The organism is Curtobacterium sp. 260 (assembly GCF_030803485.1).
Classification (GTDB): Bacteria; Actinomycetota; Actinomycetes; order Actinomycetales; family Microbacteriaceae; genus Curtobacterium.
Genome location: NZ_JAURUY010000012.1, coordinates 19,211 through 34,655 on the forward strand (window position 1 = coordinate 19,211; position 15,445 = coordinate 34,655).

The 15,445-nt window shown below is 71.7% G+C and carries 11 protein-coding genes; 1 reads left to right on the plus strand and 10 read right to left on the minus strand.

Translation table 11 applies throughout. The features are described 5' to 3' along the window. Positions 1 to 3 precede the first annotated feature (3 nt). A complete protein-coding gene (locus J2X59_RS12895) occupies positions 4 to 1,143 on the minus strand; it encodes an ABC transporter substrate-binding protein (protein ID WP_326496951.1) in 1,140 nt (379 codons plus the stop codon). 295 nt (positions 1,144 to 1,438) lie between these two features. On the opposite strand from J2X59_RS12895, the gene J2X59_RS12900 reads away from it, so the two are divergent. Continuing rightward, entirely contained in the window at positions 1,439 to 1,876 is a 438-nt protein-coding gene (locus J2X59_RS12900; protein ID WP_271826393.1) for a YdeI/OmpD-associated family protein, read from the plus strand. A gap of 179 nt (positions 1,877 to 2,055) precedes the next feature. Here J2X59_RS12900 and J2X59_RS12905 read toward each other — a convergent pair whose 3' ends face one another. The 9 genes from J2X59_RS12905 to J2X59_RS12945 form a co-directional block, all read right to left on the minus strand. Beyond that, a complete protein-coding gene (locus J2X59_RS12905; RefSeq protein ID WP_326496952.1) occupies positions 2,056 to 2,940 on the minus strand; it encodes an NAD(P)H-hydrate dehydratase in 885 nt (294 codons plus the stop codon). After that, positions 2,930 to 3,670: a histidine phosphatase family protein gene (locus tag J2X59_RS12910; protein WP_326496953.1), complete on the minus strand. Its 741-nt coding sequence runs from the start codon at positions 3,668 to 3,670 to the stop codon at positions 2,930 to 2,932. Before J2X59_RS12910 ends, J2X59_RS12905 begins: the two co-directional genes overlap by 11 nt. Before the next feature lie 70 nt (positions 3,671 to 3,740). Beyond that, entirely contained in the window at positions 3,741 to 4,706 is a 966-nt protein-coding gene (locus tag J2X59_RS12915) for a hypothetical protein (protein ID WP_326496954.1), read from the minus strand. Between the two features lie 390 nt (positions 4,707 to 5,096). Beyond that, positions 5,097 to 8,225: an alpha-mannosidase gene (locus J2X59_RS12920; protein WP_326496955.1), complete on the minus strand. Its 3,129-nt coding sequence runs from the start codon at positions 8,223 to 8,225 to the stop codon at positions 5,097 to 5,099. 61 nt (positions 8,226 to 8,286) lie between these two features. Continuing rightward, entirely contained in the window at positions 8,287 to 9,183 is an 897-nt protein-coding gene (locus tag J2X59_RS12925) for a carbohydrate ABC transporter permease (RefSeq protein ID WP_442781436.1), read from the minus strand. A gap of 2 nt (positions 9,184 to 9,185) precedes the next feature. Beyond that, positions 9,186 to 10,136 (minus strand): carbohydrate ABC transporter permease, encoded by a 951-nt coding sequence (locus tag J2X59_RS12930; protein ID WP_081985112.1) that lies wholly within the window; start codon positions 10,134 to 10,136, stop codon positions 9,186 to 9,188. Between the two features lie 103 nt (positions 10,137 to 10,239). Beyond that, positions 10,240 to 11,604, minus strand: coding sequence for an extracellular solute-binding protein (locus J2X59_RS12935; protein ID WP_326496956.1), 1,365 nt, complete (start codon positions 11,602 to 11,604; stop codon positions 10,240 to 10,242). A gap of 249 nt (positions 11,605 to 11,853) precedes the next feature. Next, complete coding sequence (locus tag J2X59_RS12940; protein ID WP_326496957.1) at positions 11,854 to 12,696, minus strand: PhzF family phenazine biosynthesis protein; 843 nt, start codon at positions 12,694 to 12,696, stop codon at positions 11,854 to 11,856. A gap of 116 nt (positions 12,697 to 12,812) precedes the next feature. Beyond that, positions 12,813 to 15,341, minus strand: coding sequence for a lamin tail domain-containing protein (locus J2X59_RS12945; RefSeq protein ID WP_326496958.1), 2,529 nt, complete (start codon positions 15,339 to 15,341; stop codon positions 12,813 to 12,815). Positions 15,342 to 15,445 lie beyond the last annotated feature (104 nt).

Here is a 15,445-nt window from a genome sequence, read left to right on the forward strand (position 1 = left end):
TGCTCAGGACCCCATCGTGGCGGACCACTTCGCGGCGAGGACCTTCGCCGCGTCGGTGACCTGCGCGTCGGTCAGCTCGACGTAGTCCTTCGGCATCCCGCCTGCGGCCTGCAGGGCGTCCTCGTCGACCTTGCCCGACTGCTCCATCGCCGCGAGGGTCGACGGGAAGGCGCCGGCCTGCAGGTACAGGTTCTGGGCGTCGGGGCTCGCGATGTACTCCTGCCACAGGCGTGCCGCCGCGGGGTGCGGTGCGTCCTTGTTGATCGCCTGCGAGTAGTACGAGCCGAGCGCCTGCCCCTCGGGGACGACCGTCTTCCAGTCCTGGTTGCCGCTCGACCCGGCCGCCGGGCCCCAGGCGAGGTTGTTGTACGACCACTGGATCACGACGGGCGTCTCCCCCGAGGCGACCGTCGCCTGCGTGGGCAGCACGTTCTGGAAGTTGCCGGCCTGCTGCAGCTTGCCGAAGTAGTCGACGCCCTTCGTGATGTCGTCCGCCGACCCGCCGTTCTCGAGCGCGGCGAGGTACACCGCGGACGCCGCCTGGTTCGCCTGCGTCGGGTCGCCCGCGATCGAGACCTTGCCCTTGTACTCGCTGCCGAGCAGGTCGTCCAGGTCCTTCGGGGCCTCCGTGATCTTCGACGAGTCGTACCCGATCGACATGAGGCCCGTGTAGTCGCGGGTCCACTTGCCGTCCGCGTCCTTGAGCGTGTCCGGGATGTCCGACCAGTTCGCCACCTTGTAGTCGGTGAGCAGGTCGAGGTTCTGCTGCATCACGGCGTTGCCGAGGTCGAGCACGTCGGGGGCCGTCGACTGGCCCTGCTGCGACTTGACGGCGGCGACCTCGTCGGCGCTGGAGCCGTTCGGGTTGGCCGAGTTGATCTTGATGTCGTACTTCTGCTCGAAGCCGTCGATGATCTTGCCGTAGTTCGCCCAGGTCGGCGGGAGGGCGATGACGTTGAGCTGCCCCTCGGCCTTCGCGGCCTTGATGAGGGCGTCCATTCCGCCGGCCGACTCGGCGCTCGTGGCGGTCTTCCAGTCGGTGTCGCTCGACGTCGACGCGCTGCTCGTCGCCGAGCAACCGGCCAGGGTGACGACTGCTGCTGCGGCCAGGGCGATGCCGGCCAGGGTGCGGGTGTGCTGCACGGGGTGTGCCTTCCGGGTGCTGTGGGGATTCGGGTGTCCGGGGGTCCGGCTTCGGCACGATCGTGGACGCGCCCGGTTTCGGGGTCGTGCTGCGGCGGTGAACGGTGGCGGAACAGCGGGTACGGCTGTACGGTTTCGCTGCCGGGGACGGTCCCCGGCGAGGGTCGATCGCGGCGGGCTCGACGTCCGGTCGCGCGTCCTGCGCTCGACCGGTACGACGCACGGTCGCGTCGGTCGCGTCGGCCGCGTCGGCCGCGCGGGTGCGGTCACGACCGCGGACAGCCGGGAGGCACGGGTGCAGTTCACGACGACGGTCCTGCAGGCGAGGAAGACGGCCACCGGCCTGCCCGTCCCCGAGGAGGTCATCGACGCCCTCGGCTCCGGGAAGCGCCCTGCCGTGGTGGTCACGATCGACGGCGGCTACACCTACCGGTCCACGGTCGGGGTGATGGGCGGGCAGTTCCTCGTGCCGCTGTCGGAGGCGCACCGCACCGCAGCGGGGATCGGCGCCGGGGACACCGTCGAGGTCACACTCGAGCTCGACACCCTGCCGCGCACCGTCGAGTTGCCCTCCGACCTGGCGGCGGCGTTCGACGCGGCCGGGGTCCGTGCGGCGTACGAGACCCTGTCGGCGTCACGGCAGCGGGCACTCGTGGACCCGGTGCTCGCGGCGAAGGCCCCGGAGACGCGGCAGCGCCGGATCGACAAGGCCGTGGAGGCGTTGCGCGGGTAGGCGGGTGAGCGGCCGTTCCGCGCGGAGGAGGCTGTTCCGCGCGTAGGAGGTCGCTCCGCGCGTAGGAGGTCGTTCCGCGCGTAGGAGGTCGCTCCGCGCGTAGGGAGCAGGAACTTCCCGCTGCCCATGCGCGATTGCGCCTTCCAGGTCGGATGCGATGGGCTCGAACGAGCTACGGATCAGCCGCCGAGCTCGACCAGGACCCGCGGGATCTCGGTCAACAGTTCGCTGGCGAGGTAGCCCAGTGGCCCGACCTGCACGGCGAGGCGGTCACCCGCGGCGGCGTGCACGTACGACGCCCAGGCGACGGCCTGTGCCGGCTCGGCACCGCGGGCGAGCAATCCGACCACCACACCCGACAACACGTCGCCGCTGCCGCTCGTCCCGAGCCCTCCGGAGCCGGTGCCCTTCACCCAGGCACGGCCGTCCGGCGCCGCGATGACGTCGGACAGTGCGACCACGGCGCCGTACCGCTCGGCGATCTCCCGGGCGTCGGCGACGTCGTCGTCCCCGCAGTCCCGACCGAGCAGCCGCTCGGCCTCGCCGCTGTTCGGCGTGAGGACGAGACGACCGTGCAACGGCCTGAGCCGGTCCTCGACGTCCACCGCGACGCCGAGCGCGAAGGCGTCCAGCACGACGAAGGTGTCCGGACCGACCGCGTCCGCGATGCCCGCGACGAGGTCCCGAGCACCGTCCGGTTCGTCCAGCCCGGGACCGACCAGCACCGCGTCGGCAGCACCGGCCGTGTCGAGCACGGCGTCGATCGCACCGACGGCGACGTGTCCGCCGTCGTCCTCGGCGAGCGGGACCACACCCGACTCGGGCACCGCGACCGCGACCTGGTTCGCCACGCTCGACCCGACCGCCAGGGACAGCCGGCCTGCTCCGACCCGCAGTGCGGCGAGCGCCGACAGCATGGCGGCACCCGGGGTGTGGGCAGCGCCGCCGACGACGAGGACCTGTCCCCGGCCGTACTTGCCGGCGCCGGGGTCGGGCAGCGCCCACTCGCGGAGGACGTTCGGTGTGATGTGCTGCGGTGCTGCAGGCTCCTGGTCAGTCGACACGGGCGTCGTCCTTCCGGCCGCTGTGCTCGGTGACCTCGTCGTCGTCGAGGTGCCCCACCGCGGAGAACTCCTCGAGCGTCCAGGGGGCACCGGGCCCGTCGCGGTGCAGTCGTGTCAGGGAGGCGTTCGCGACCGTGTGGTCCTCGGCGAACTCCATGAGGGCGTGTTCGTCGAGGTCGAGGCAGACGGCGACGGCGAGCATCACCACGGCCTCGTGCGCGGCGACGAGCAGTCGTTCGGTGCCCTCGAGCCGGTCGACGTCCATCAGCACGGTGCGGAGGCGGAGCATCACGTCCGCCCAGGACTCCCCGCCGGCGGGACGGTGGTAGTACTTGCCGAGCCACTGTCGTCGGCGTTCCTCGTCCGGGTACCGGTTCCGCACGCCGTCACGGGTGAGCAGGTCGAGGACGCCGAGCTCCCGGTCGCGCAGCCGCTCGTCGACGCGCTTCGGCGGCTCGGTCAGCCCGCCGGCCTCGAGAGCGATGCCGATCGTCTGCTGCGCCCGGCGGTACGGCGAGACCCAGAGGGCGACCGGGACGTCGTCGACGCCTCGGTCGGCGAGCTCCTGCCCGAGCGCTCGGGACTGTTCCTCCCCCAACGGACTGAGCGGGACGTCGGCGTCGCGGTGGTCGACCTTGATGACGTCCGCGCCCTCGGCTTCGGCTCTGGCGGCGGCGACGTTCGCGGTCGACTCGCCGTGCCGGACGAGCCAGATCTCGGTGACAGCCATGGACGCGACGCTAACCGCGGGCCCCTGGACCGCCTCCCGGTCCCGACCTCCCCGCCGAAGGATGTCCTGGTCACATCGTCAGACCGCGCGCGCTGCGGACCGGTCGCGCTCGGCAGGGCAGCCCCGCAGCCCGCAACCGGAACGAGAGTGCGTCGAGGTCCCACAGGTCTCGCCACTCGAGACGGACGATCGCGCGGACGGCCGGCACGGCACTCAACCGCTCGTGTCGGCGTTTCTCGTCGACGATGACCTGAGCTGCGGTCCTTCCGTTCCGGTACCGCTCCTGCGAGTACTTCACCCGTCCGTCGACCTCGACGATCACCCCTTGCTCCGGGAACCAGAAGTCGACTTCGTGACGATGCCCGTCCACGTCGAACCGTTGCTGCAGGACCGGGGCCGGCAACCCGAGTTCCCAGAACACCACACGAGCAAGCGACTCCGCCGGTGACCCTGACCGAGGATCGGCGAACTCGATCGAGCGAGCGGCGAGAGCTCGCCCTCGGTGGTGGGGGAGCCCGCCCAGAGCGCGGTGGACGTCGCCCTTCCGCAGCCCCTGCCGCAGTGCCGCGTCGGCGAGCACGACCACGGTTCGCACATCTCCCTGCAGTGCGACGTCGGCGACGGTCCTCGCGACGGACGTGAACCGCAAGCCCGCGTGGCCGATCACGTCACCTGGTTGCACGGGTCTGGAGTGGAGGACGAGACCCTTCGTCCCGCTGCGGTACTGGGTCTTGGGAACGGTCAGGTGCACGTCGTCCGGCCAGCCGTCGAGCCACGGCAGCCCGTGCACCGCAGCAGCGGACACGTGCGAGCCCACTGCTGCCACGCTCCGACGACCGAGCCTCGCGAAGACCCGGGTCACGTAGCGGCGTCGAGGCCCTGCAGCGTCCCACTCCGTACCCCGCACGAACGCGTTCGGTCCGACGCGCACGAGTCGGTCGGGACCGTCGTCGGCTGCCCGGCGGCGGAGCGTCGCTCCGGAACGTCCGGCGTCGTTCGTGCAGGTGGCTCGGTAGATGGCGAGGGGCACTTCCATGTCTCCCACCGTGGCAAAGGGCGGGACTGCACAGGCCAGCATGCCCGCACGATGTGGACGAGCCTCCCGACCGCTGCGTCTGTGCAGGACGTTCCTTCGAGCCCATCACACGCGCAGTACGAGGCAGGATCGCGCATGGGGAGCGGGAAGGAACGGTCCCCTTTGCGCGATTCGGTCTCCTACACGCGGATCGGCCTTCTACGAGCGGGAGGCCAGCACAACCCAGCGAGGCGCAGCCTGGCCCAAGCGCGACGCGGCGCCGGGGGAACGCACCCGTGCTCCCCCGGCGCCGCTGTCTCTCTGCCGGCCCCGCTGCCTCGGGCCCAGCGCCGCCGCCCCGCTGCCTCGGGCCCAGCGCCGCCGCCCCGCTGCCACGGGGTCGGCGTGGCCTCAGGCCCGCCGCACCCGCAGCGTGACGATCTCGAACGGGCGCAGGGTGAGCACGACGGGTTCCCCGGCCGCCCACGTCCCCGAGCCGAGCGGCCGCTCGAGCAGGTCCACGGCCTCCACCGAAGCGACGTCGAACCCGAACGACACCCCGACGTCCGACGCCCGACCGCCCGAGGCCTCGTAGAGCCGCACGACGACGTCGCCGGAGCGGTCCTCGGCGAGCTTCACGGCCTCGACGAGCACCTGCGGCGAGGACACGACGACCAGCGGCGACACGTCGGCCGACCCCGACCCCGGCACGGACCGCACCGGCAGGTTGAGCCGGTACCCGGAGTCCGCCGCGTCGAGCACGGACTCCCCGACGCGCAGCACCGTCCGGAAGAGGTGGTGCCCCTGGTCGGCGTGCGGGTCCGGGAACGTCGGCGCGCGCAGCAGGGACTCCCGCACCAGCGTCGTCGTCCCGCCGTCGGCCCGGGTCGAGCGGGTGATGTCGTGGCCGTACGTGGAGTCGTTCGCCACCGCGACCCCGAAGCCGGGCTCGGCGACGTGCACCCACCGGTGCGCGGCGGTCTCGAAGCGCGCCATGTCCCACGAGGTGTTCTGGTGCGTCGGCCGGTCGATGTGCCCGAACTGGATCTCGCTCGACGCGACGGACGCCCGGACGTCGAGCGGGAACGCGAGCTTGAGGAGCTTCTGCTGCTCGTGCCACTCGACCTCGGTCTCGACGTGCAGCTCCGGCTGCCCGGCGACGGCCGAGTACCGGGTGGTCACCGACGACGAGCCGAAGGGGCGCATCACGACGAGCGCATCGCCGACCACCTCGACGGAGGCCGCCGCCAGCACGGTCCCGCTGCGCTGGTAGGCGCGATCGATGTCCCACGCCTCCCACTGGTTCGGGGTGTCGCGGAACACCGTGTACTGCGCGGCGGCAGCGCCGGGCGCGATCGCGTCGCGTCCGGTCGCGTGGTCGACGAACGACACGACGTGGCCCTCCGCGTCGACGGTCGCGGTGACGACACCGGTGTCGAGGACGAAGCGGTCACCGCTCCGGACGGGAGCCACGGCCTCCGTCGCCGAGACGGCGGAACCCCCCAGGGCGGTCACCCCGCCCGCTGCGACCGGCGAGGCGTTGAAGCGCACGACCGTCCCGTCCTCGGCGCTGCCCCCGGTCCCGGCGGCACCCGGAGCACGTGGAGCGTCGAGCGGCGCCCCACCGTCCCCGGCGAACGCGGTCGCGGACGCCCCGACCCCGGCGAGCGCCGGCGCACCACCGCTCGCGAGCGCGGTCGTCGAGGCACCGATGAGGTCCTCGAGCACCTCCGCCACCCGGGCGTACTCGGCCTCGGCGTTCTCGTACACCCAGGCGATCGACGACCCCGGCAGGATGTCGTGGAACTGCTGCAGGAGCACGGTGTGCCAGACGGACTCGAGCTCGTCGTACGGGTACTCGGCGCCGAGTCGCACGGCAGCGGTGGCCGCCCAGAGCTCGGCCTCGCGGAGCAGGTGCTCGGAGCGCCGGTTGCCCTGCTTCGTGCGGATCTGCGACGTGTAGGTGCCGCGGTGGAACTCGAGGTACATCTCCCCCGACCACACGGCGGGCTCCGGCAGGACGCGCTCGAGCTCCTCGAAGACCTGGGCGGGGGTGCCGAGGTCGACCCGCGGCGAGCCGTCGAGGTCGTGCTGGCGCCGTGCTGCCGCGACCATCTCGCGGGTGGGTCCGCCACCGCCGTCGCCGAACCCGTAGAGCAGCATCGACGTGTTCGCGACGCCGCGCTCCTTGTTCCCGCGCTCGCCGCGGTGCAGGTCGGCCGCCGAGACGTCCGAGTTGTAGGTGTCCGCCGGGGGCAGGTGCGTCAGGACGCGCGAGCCGTCGATGCCCTCCCAGTGGAAGGACGTGTGCGGGATGACGTTCGTCTCGTTCCACGAGGGCTTCTGCGTGACGAACCACTTCGACCCGGCGGCGCGGACGATCTGCGGCAGGGCTCCGGTGTAGCCGAACGAGTCGGGCAGCCAGGCCTCGGGGGTGTCGATGCCGAACTCCTCGAGGAAGAGCCGCTTGCCCGCGACGAACTGGCGGGCCAGGGCCTCACCGCCGGGCAGGTTCGTGTCCGACTCGACCCACATGCCCCCGACCGGGATCCACCGCCCCTCGGCGACGCGCTGCTTGATGCGCGCCCAGATCGACGGGTAGCCGTCACGGATCCACGCGTACTGCTGCGCCGACGAGCAGGCGAAGGTGAAGTCGGGGTCCTGGTCCATCAGGTCGAGCACGTTCGAGAACGTGCGCGCGCACTTGCGGATCGTCTCGCGGACGGGCCAGAGCCAGGCGGAGTCGATGTGGGCGTGCCCGACGGCGACGGCGCGCCCGGCGGACCCGGCCGCCCCCACGGCGAGCAGCGGCGCGAGCACCTCGCGGGTCGCGGCAGCGCTGCCGGCGACGTCGTCGGGGTCGAGGGCGTCCGCCGCACGTTCGAGCCCGCGCAGGATGTCCGCGCCCCGGGTGCCGTCGGTCGGCAGCTCGGCCATGAGTCCGCGGAGCACCCAGACGTCCTGCTGCAGCTCCCACACGGTGTCGTCGCGCTCGACGAGCTCGAGCGCGCGCAGCCGGTAGATCGGCTCCGTGCCGGCGGTGGTCTTCGAACCGAGCGGGGTCGCCCCCTGGAAGTCGTCGCCACCGATGTCCGGGTTCGCGGCGGCCTCGACGTAGACCTCGAACGTGCCGCCGGGGCCGACCTCGACGGGCACGGTGTCGTTCCGCGGTTCGATGCCCTTGATCGTGGAGCCGTCGGTGCGCCAGGCGAGCCCCTCGGCCTGGAACCCGGGCTGCCGCTTCGAGAAGCCGAGGTCCACCCGGAGCTCGACGGTGGTGCCGGGGTCGACGCCGAAGTCGTCCGGCACGGTGCCGCGGACGCGGAACCAGGTGGTCCCCCACGGCCGCGCTCCCCAGGCGTCACCGACGCGGAACGGCGTGTACTCGGCTGCGACGGCCTCGGCGAACGGCACCGGTTCGTCCGGCACCTGCCAGGCGTCGACGGTGACCGGAGCCGAGCGACGGTGCACGGCGGGGTCGATGCGGTCCCGGACGAGACGGGCGATCCGAGCTTCGACGAGGGGTTCGTCGTGGTGCATGGAGGTGGTTCCTTTCCAGCAGGGACGGTCGGGCGTGGTGCCCGGCGAGCGTGGGGCGCGGTCAGCCCTTGATGCCGCCGGCGAGGGCGTTGCCCCCACCGAGGCCGCGGGACACGAGCACGTAGAGGGCGATGACCGGCACGGAGTACACGATCGAGAACGCGGCGAGCTGCCCGTAGGCGACGGCCCCGTTCTGCCCGAAGAAGTTGAAGATGCTCACCGCGGCGGGCACCTTGTCGGGCGAGAGCAGCAGGACGAAGGGGACGAAGAAGTTCCCCCACGCCTGGATGAACACGAAGATGAACACGACGGCGATCCCGGGACGCATGAGCGGCACGACGATGCGCGTCAGCGTGGTGAACATCGAGGCGCCGTCCGTCCACGCCGCTTCCTCCAGCGAGATCGGCACCGAGTCCATGAAGTTCTTCGCCATCCAGATCGCCATCGGCAGGCTCGTGGCGGCGAGGAAGAAGATGCAGCCGTAGATGTTGTCGATGAGGTTGAGCGACACGAACAGCGCGTAGACGGGCACCATCATCGCGGTGATGGGCAGGCCGGTGCCGAACAGGATGCTGTACAGGAACGGCTTGTTCACCCGCATCTTGTACCGGGACAGCGGGTACGCGGCGAGGAGTGCCGCGACGACCGTCACCACCGCGGTGCCGCCGGAGAGCAGCAGGCTGTTCGCGAGCGGGATGAACGACAGCTCCGGGGTGAGCACCTGGGTGAAGTTGTCGAGCGTGAACTGCGACGGGATCTTCACGGACAGCGAGGCCTGGGCGTCGACGGAGGCGAGCACGAGCCAGAGCAGCGGCACCGCGAAGCACACGGCGATGACGAGCAGGACGATGTTCGACACCCAGCGGAGGGTGCGCCCCCGCGGAGAGGTCATGTGCAGGGCGCCCGGCGCGGTGACGGACCGGGTGTCGGACACGGGACGGTCAGCGGTGAGGGCCATGGTCAGTCCACCTCCGGCTTCAGTGCCTTGATGTAGATGATCGAGAAGACCGCCCCCACCACGAGCAGGATGGTCGCGATCGCGGTCCCGAAGCCGAGCTGCGAGAACTGGAACGCCTCCTGGTACGCCAGGATCGGCAGGGTCGACGAGTTGGTGCCGGGCCCGCCGCCCGTCATCACGAAGATGAGGGTGAAGACCGACAGCGTCTGCAGTGTCGTGAGCATGAGGTTCGTCGAGATGGACCGACGGATCACCGGCAACGTGATGTAGACGAGGCGCTGCCAGCCGGTGGCGCCGTCGACCTCGGCGGACTCGGTGATCTCCTCGGGGACCTCCTGTACGGCCGCCGAGTAGACGAGCATCGAGAACGCGGTACCGCGCCAGACGTTCGCCAGGATGACCGCGATCATCGGGTACGTGTAGAGCCAGTTCGGCCCGCTGATCCCGATGGAGGCGAGGAACGAGTTGAGCGTGCCCTCGTCGTGGAAGAAGGCGTACGCGGCGAACGAGGCGACGATCTCCGGCAGGACCCATGCGGCGACGACGAACGTGCCGACGACCGCGCGGACGACCTTGTTCGCGCTGCGCATGAGGAGCGCGAGACCGAGACCGAGCACGTTCTGCCCGACGACGGCGGACGCGAGCAGGAACACGATCGTCAGGACGACGGACTTCGGGAAGTCCGGGTCCTGGAAGAGCTCGACGTAGTTCTGGAACCCGACGAACTGCTGGTTCGCGGCGTCGACGCCGGTCAGGGCCGCGTTGGTGAACGATCCGTAGAACGACGAGATGACCGGCCCGAGCAGGAAGATGACGAGGAGGACCACGGCGGGCAGGAGCGGGACGACCCGCGTCGCGTTCCGGAGGGGCCGCCGCTTGCGCGGCACGGGTGGTTCGGTGCGCTTCGGCGCGCCGGGCGCCGACAGCGTCGGCGCGAGAGGGGTGCTGGACACGTGGATGCCTTCCGGGTGCGGAGGGGTTCCGAAGGTGGGGTGGGTCGGACGGGAGGCGCGGTGCACGGGGTGATCCGCGCCTCCCGTCCGTCAGACGGTCACGTCACTGACCGGCAGCGACGGTGCCGTCCTTGCCGACGACGCCCTCGACGGCCTTGTCGTAGACGGCTGCGGCCTCGGACGGCGACTGCTGGCCGGTCATGACGGACTCCATCGCGACCTGGATGGCGTTCGACACCTGCGCGTACTCGCTCGTCGCCGGGCGGAAGTTGGTGTGCTCCACCAAGCCGGAGAAGAACTCGAACGTGGGGTTGGCGCCGGTGTACTCGGGGTCCTCGGCGACGTCCTTGCGGACGGCGATCTGGCTGTTCTCGGCGTCGTACTTGATGGAGCCGTCCTTGTCGAGGAACATCGTGATGAAGTCGAACGCGGCCTGCGGGTCCTTCGACTTCGCACCGACCGAGAGCGTCCACCCGCCGGACATCGAGTTGTACCCGGGCTCCTGGCCGTTCTGGGTCGGGAAGGGCGCCTGCCCCATCACGTCGTTCCACTCCTTCCACGGAGCGGTGCCCGTCTCGAGCCACGTGCCCGACTGCCACGAGCCGTCGAGGTCGATGGCGAGCTTGCCCTCGGGCAGCCACGTCTGCGTGATCGTGGTGCCGATGTTCGTGTCGAGCGCCTGCTGCGGGGTGGGGCCGAGGTCGCCCTGGTAGACGTCCTCGATGAACTGCAGCGAGTCCTCGAACTGCTTCGACCCGACGACCCACTTGCCGTCCTGGTAGAGCGTGTTGCCGTCACCGTCCGCGCCGTAGAGCAGCATCTCGAAGCCCTGCATGGTCGAGGCTTCGCCCTGTGCCTTGCCGGAGTAGATGTTGAACGGGATGACGTCCGGGTCCTGCTCCTTGATGGTCTTCGCCGCTGCGAGCACGTCGTCCCAGGTCTTGGGCTCCCACGGGACCGGCAGGCCGACCTTCTCGAAGTTGTCCTTGTTGTACCAGAGCGCGCGGGTGTCGGTGCCCATCGGGACGCCGTAGATCTTGCCGTCCTCGCCCTCGCCGGCCTGCTTGGCGTTGTCGTAGAACTGGTCCCACTCGTCCCACTTCTCCGTGTACTGGTCGATCGGCAGCAGGTACCCGGCGTCGGCGTCCGCCTTGATGCGGAAGGTGTCCTCGTAGATGACGTCGGGGGCGGTCGCGGGGGCGCGGTTCATGAGGGCGAGCTTCGTGGCGTAGTCGTCCTCCTGCGCCTGGATCGGGACGAGCTCGACCTTCTTGCCGGGGTTGGCCTTCTCGTACTCCTGCTTGACGACCTTCATCTGGGCGTCGAGCTGCTGGAAGGCACCGAACTTCTGGTAGGCGATCTTGATCGTGTCGCTCGAGGCAGAGCCCGAGCTGGAACAACCCGCCAGCCCGACCGCGGCGGCTGCCACGGCTGCGAGTCCGGCGATGATTCGGGTGCGGCGTTTCATCGGTGCTCCTTTGCACGGGATGTCCGCGGGCTCCGTCACCCGCGCGCAGGATTAGTACAACGGATGGACTTAATCGTGTCAAGCACTTTCCGTCACGGGTCGGCAACGGTCCCGCGGGCGCGGGCGTAGGAGGACGAACCGCGCGTAGGAGGACGAACCGCGCGTAGGAGGACGGCTGGGACGACCCCCTATGCGCGGAAGCGCTTCCCACTGCACGTGCAATGGGAAGGAACGGGCAGCGAACCCGGGTCAGGCGATGGGGGTGGCGCCGCCGGTCACCGTGATGCCGCCGGACTCGGGCACGTCGACGAGCAGCACGCTTGGACGCCCGACGTGTCGACCCTGCCGGATCACCACGCGTGCCCCGGGCGACACCGCGCCGACCGCACGCAGGTACGCACCGGTCGAGGCCGCCGCCGAGCCCGTCGCCGGGTCCTCGGTGATCCGGCCGACGGGGAAGAGGTTGCGCGCCTCGAACTCGAGCGGACCCGTCCGGTGCAGGACGGTGACGGTGCCCTCCCACCCGTACTCCCGCTTGAGTGCGGCGAGCGCGGCGGGGTCGAAGCGGAACTGGTGGAAGAGCTCCACGTCGGCGAGCACGACCACGGGGTGCCGGTTGCCGGCGGAGGCCTCGAGCACGGGGAACCCCTCGGCGACGTCACCGTCGACGAGCCCGAGCACGGCGGCGAGCCGCTCCCACCGGACGGGATCGATCGGACGGGTCGACGGCTCGACGCTCGTCATCGCGACCTGGACACTGCCGTCGGGTGCGGTCGTGGCGTCGACCGCGACGTCCCCCGCGGCCGTCGAGAACACCCGGGCCCCGGTCCCCTCGCGCTCGGCGAGCACGACGGCGGTGGCGACGGTGGCGTGTCCGCAGAAGGGGACCTCGGCGGCCGGCGAGAAGTAGCGCACCCGGGCGCCGTCCGGCGTCCGCGCGACCACGAAGGCGGTCTCGGGGTACGCCACCTCCTGCGCGACCGCGAGCATCTCGTCGTCGGTCATCCCCTCGGCGTCGAGCACGATCCCCGCAGGGTTGCCGCCCCCGGGCTCGGCGGCGAAGGCGGTGTAGCGGAGGACCTCGGAGCGCATCCCCCGACGCTACCGCGGAGACACCGACGCCATCGCGGTGCACAGACGCCCCGCGGAGACACCGACGCCCCCGCCGTCCGGTGGGACGACGGGGGCGTCGGTCGGGTCGCGCAGCGTCAGGCCGGCGAGCCGACCGTCCGACGACGGCGTGTCACGAGGACACCCGCACCGGTTGCCAGGAGCAGGAGCGCCGCGGCGATCCCACCGCCCAGCTCGGCACCGGTGAACGCGAGCGACCCCGTCGCGGGGTCGATCGTGGCCCGGGTCCACCCGAGCACCGTGCCGTCGAACGCGGCCACGGCGATGCGGTGCTGCCCTGCCGGGACGTCGGCGGGGACGACCACCGTCACCGTGCCGTCCGCGGCGACGACCGGCGTCCCGAGGAGTCGTGGCTCGGAGAACAGCCAGACCGCGACGCGCTGCCCGGCGTACCGCGTCCCGACGTCGATCGTCAGCGAGCTGCCCGCACGGACGTTCGACGGCGCGGAGACCGAACCACGGTTCCCGTCGACGAGCGCCGAGACGTCCGGCGCGACCGGAGCCGCGGGCGCCGCCGGACCCGGAGCCGTCGGGACCGGGGCCGCCGGGCCAGGAGTCGTCGGGACCGGGGTCGTCGGGACCGGAGTCGTCGGGACCGGGGCCGGGCTGCTGCCACCCGTGCCCGGAGCCGGGGTGCTGCCGCCGCCGTCACCCGGCGCGGGCGTCTCCCCGTCACCCGGCGCAGGCGCCCCGCCGTCGCCGTCACCCGGCTCCTCCACCGCGTCGCACGGGTACGTCCCGGTGCGCAGCGAAACGCCGTTCGTGTCGTTGTCGTCGGCGTAGAACGTCGCCCGAGCACCGTCCACGCAGCGCCCCGAGATCGCGAAGCCCTCGTTGGCGAGCGTCCGGTCGGCGTTCGCCGGGGCCTCGTACAGCGACGCGAGCGTGAACGCCCCGTCCTGCACGTCGAACAGCGCGGTGCGGCCGGAGCACGCCTCGTCGCACACGACCCAGAGCGCGTCGAGCGTCGGGTCGAACTGCACCTCGGCCACGAGCGAGAACGGCGTCGCGATCGTGGCCACGCGCTGGGACGAGCCGTCGTCCATCAGCGCGTAGGCGTAGACGCTCGCCGTGCCCTCGACGCCGACGAGGAAGAGCCCCTCGCCGTGCCCCGGGTACGCGGCGGGCGCGTAGGTCGCACCGGTGTGCTGGTCGACGAACCCGCGGGACGTCAACCACGCGTCGGGCACCCAGGTCACGCCCTCGAGCCCGGCGTTCGCGCCCAGGCCAGGGAAGTCCGCGGCGAGGTCCCACTCGTCCGTGGCGCGCAGGACCGACTCGGAGCCGTCCGCGGTCGCGAAGCGCAGCACGGCGGGGCGGCTCACCTTCGACACGTCGTTGTCGCGCTCGGTCGACACGTACACCGCGCCGGGGTCGTCGGCCGTGACGGTGACGCCCTCGGCGTCGGGCGTCCCGGTGCCGTCGGTGTACCGCAGGTCGACGCCCGCGGTGTTCGTCGGGGCCCAGCCACCCCGGCCGTCCGGGACGAGGTGGTACAGCAGCCCGTCCCCGTTCTGCACGGCCCAGAGCTGCCCGTCCTGCGAGGAGGCGGAGGACGTCCAGTCGAGGCCGCTCAGGTCACCGGTGAAGGTGTCCTCGGCGGCCAGGACGGTCTCGTCCGGGCCGCCGGGCCACGCCTCGGCGGTGACGACGCCGGCGAAGCGGTTCGTCGAGCCCTTCGTCGGCTCGGCCGTCTCGGCGAACGCGCCGGTGCCGTCGGGGTTCCGGCCGTACGTGGTCGCGGCGTGCGCGGTCCAGGAGTACTCGTCGACCAGGACACCGCGGGCATCCGAGAGCCGCACACCGTCGGCCTTCCCGAGCCCGAAGCCGAACCCGGCCCCGGCCCCGGCCCCCGGAGCGGTACCGGAGTCCTCACCGGCCTGCACCTCGTCGAGCACGGTGAACCCGCCCGGCGCGACGGTGGTGCCGGCGGGGACCGTCCACACGTGGTCGTCCTCGCCGTCCCGCAGCACGTACCCGCCGAGGTCGACCGTGGTCGTCCCGACGTTCGTCAGCTCCACCCAGTCACCCGGGGTGCCGCCCTGCGACTCGACCTCGTTGATGCGGACGGGCGACGAGCAGTCGTTCGGTCCGCCCTTCGTCGACGCGGTCGTGTCCACGAGCGCGCCGGAGCCGTCCGGGCAGCTGCCGTACGTCACGGCGGCGTGCGTGGTCCACGCGTACCGCAGCGTCAGCGTGCCGGAGGCGTCGTACAGCCGCACCGAGTCGGCACCGCCGAGCCCGAAGTCGAAGCCCGACCGGGTGGTGGTCTCCTGGTCGACGACGAGGTATCCGCCGGCGGCGATCGTCGAGCCCTGCGGCAGCGTGTACGCCGGGTGCGACGAGTCGGAGTCGAGGAAGCGCCAGCCGCTCAGGTCGATCACGGCGGACGAGGTGTTCACCAGCTCGACCCAGTCGGTGTCGTCGGCGTTCGACTCCACCTCGTTGATCGCGAGCCCGGCGGCGGGACCGGTGGTGACGCGGGCGCCGACGGACGGGTCGTCGTCACCGACCGCGGCGACGGCGGGGGTCGCGGTCAGCACGCCGGCGGCGAGGGCGATGCCCGTCGCGAGGCCGGCACCGAGCCGCAGGGCGGGGGTGTGCATGCAGGATCCTTCTCGGGGAGGTCAGGGGGACCTGCACGACTGTTCAGCATCCCGGCGTCCGGCCGGTGGCTGCCGGGTGAACGACCGGTGCCGCGTCCTCCCAG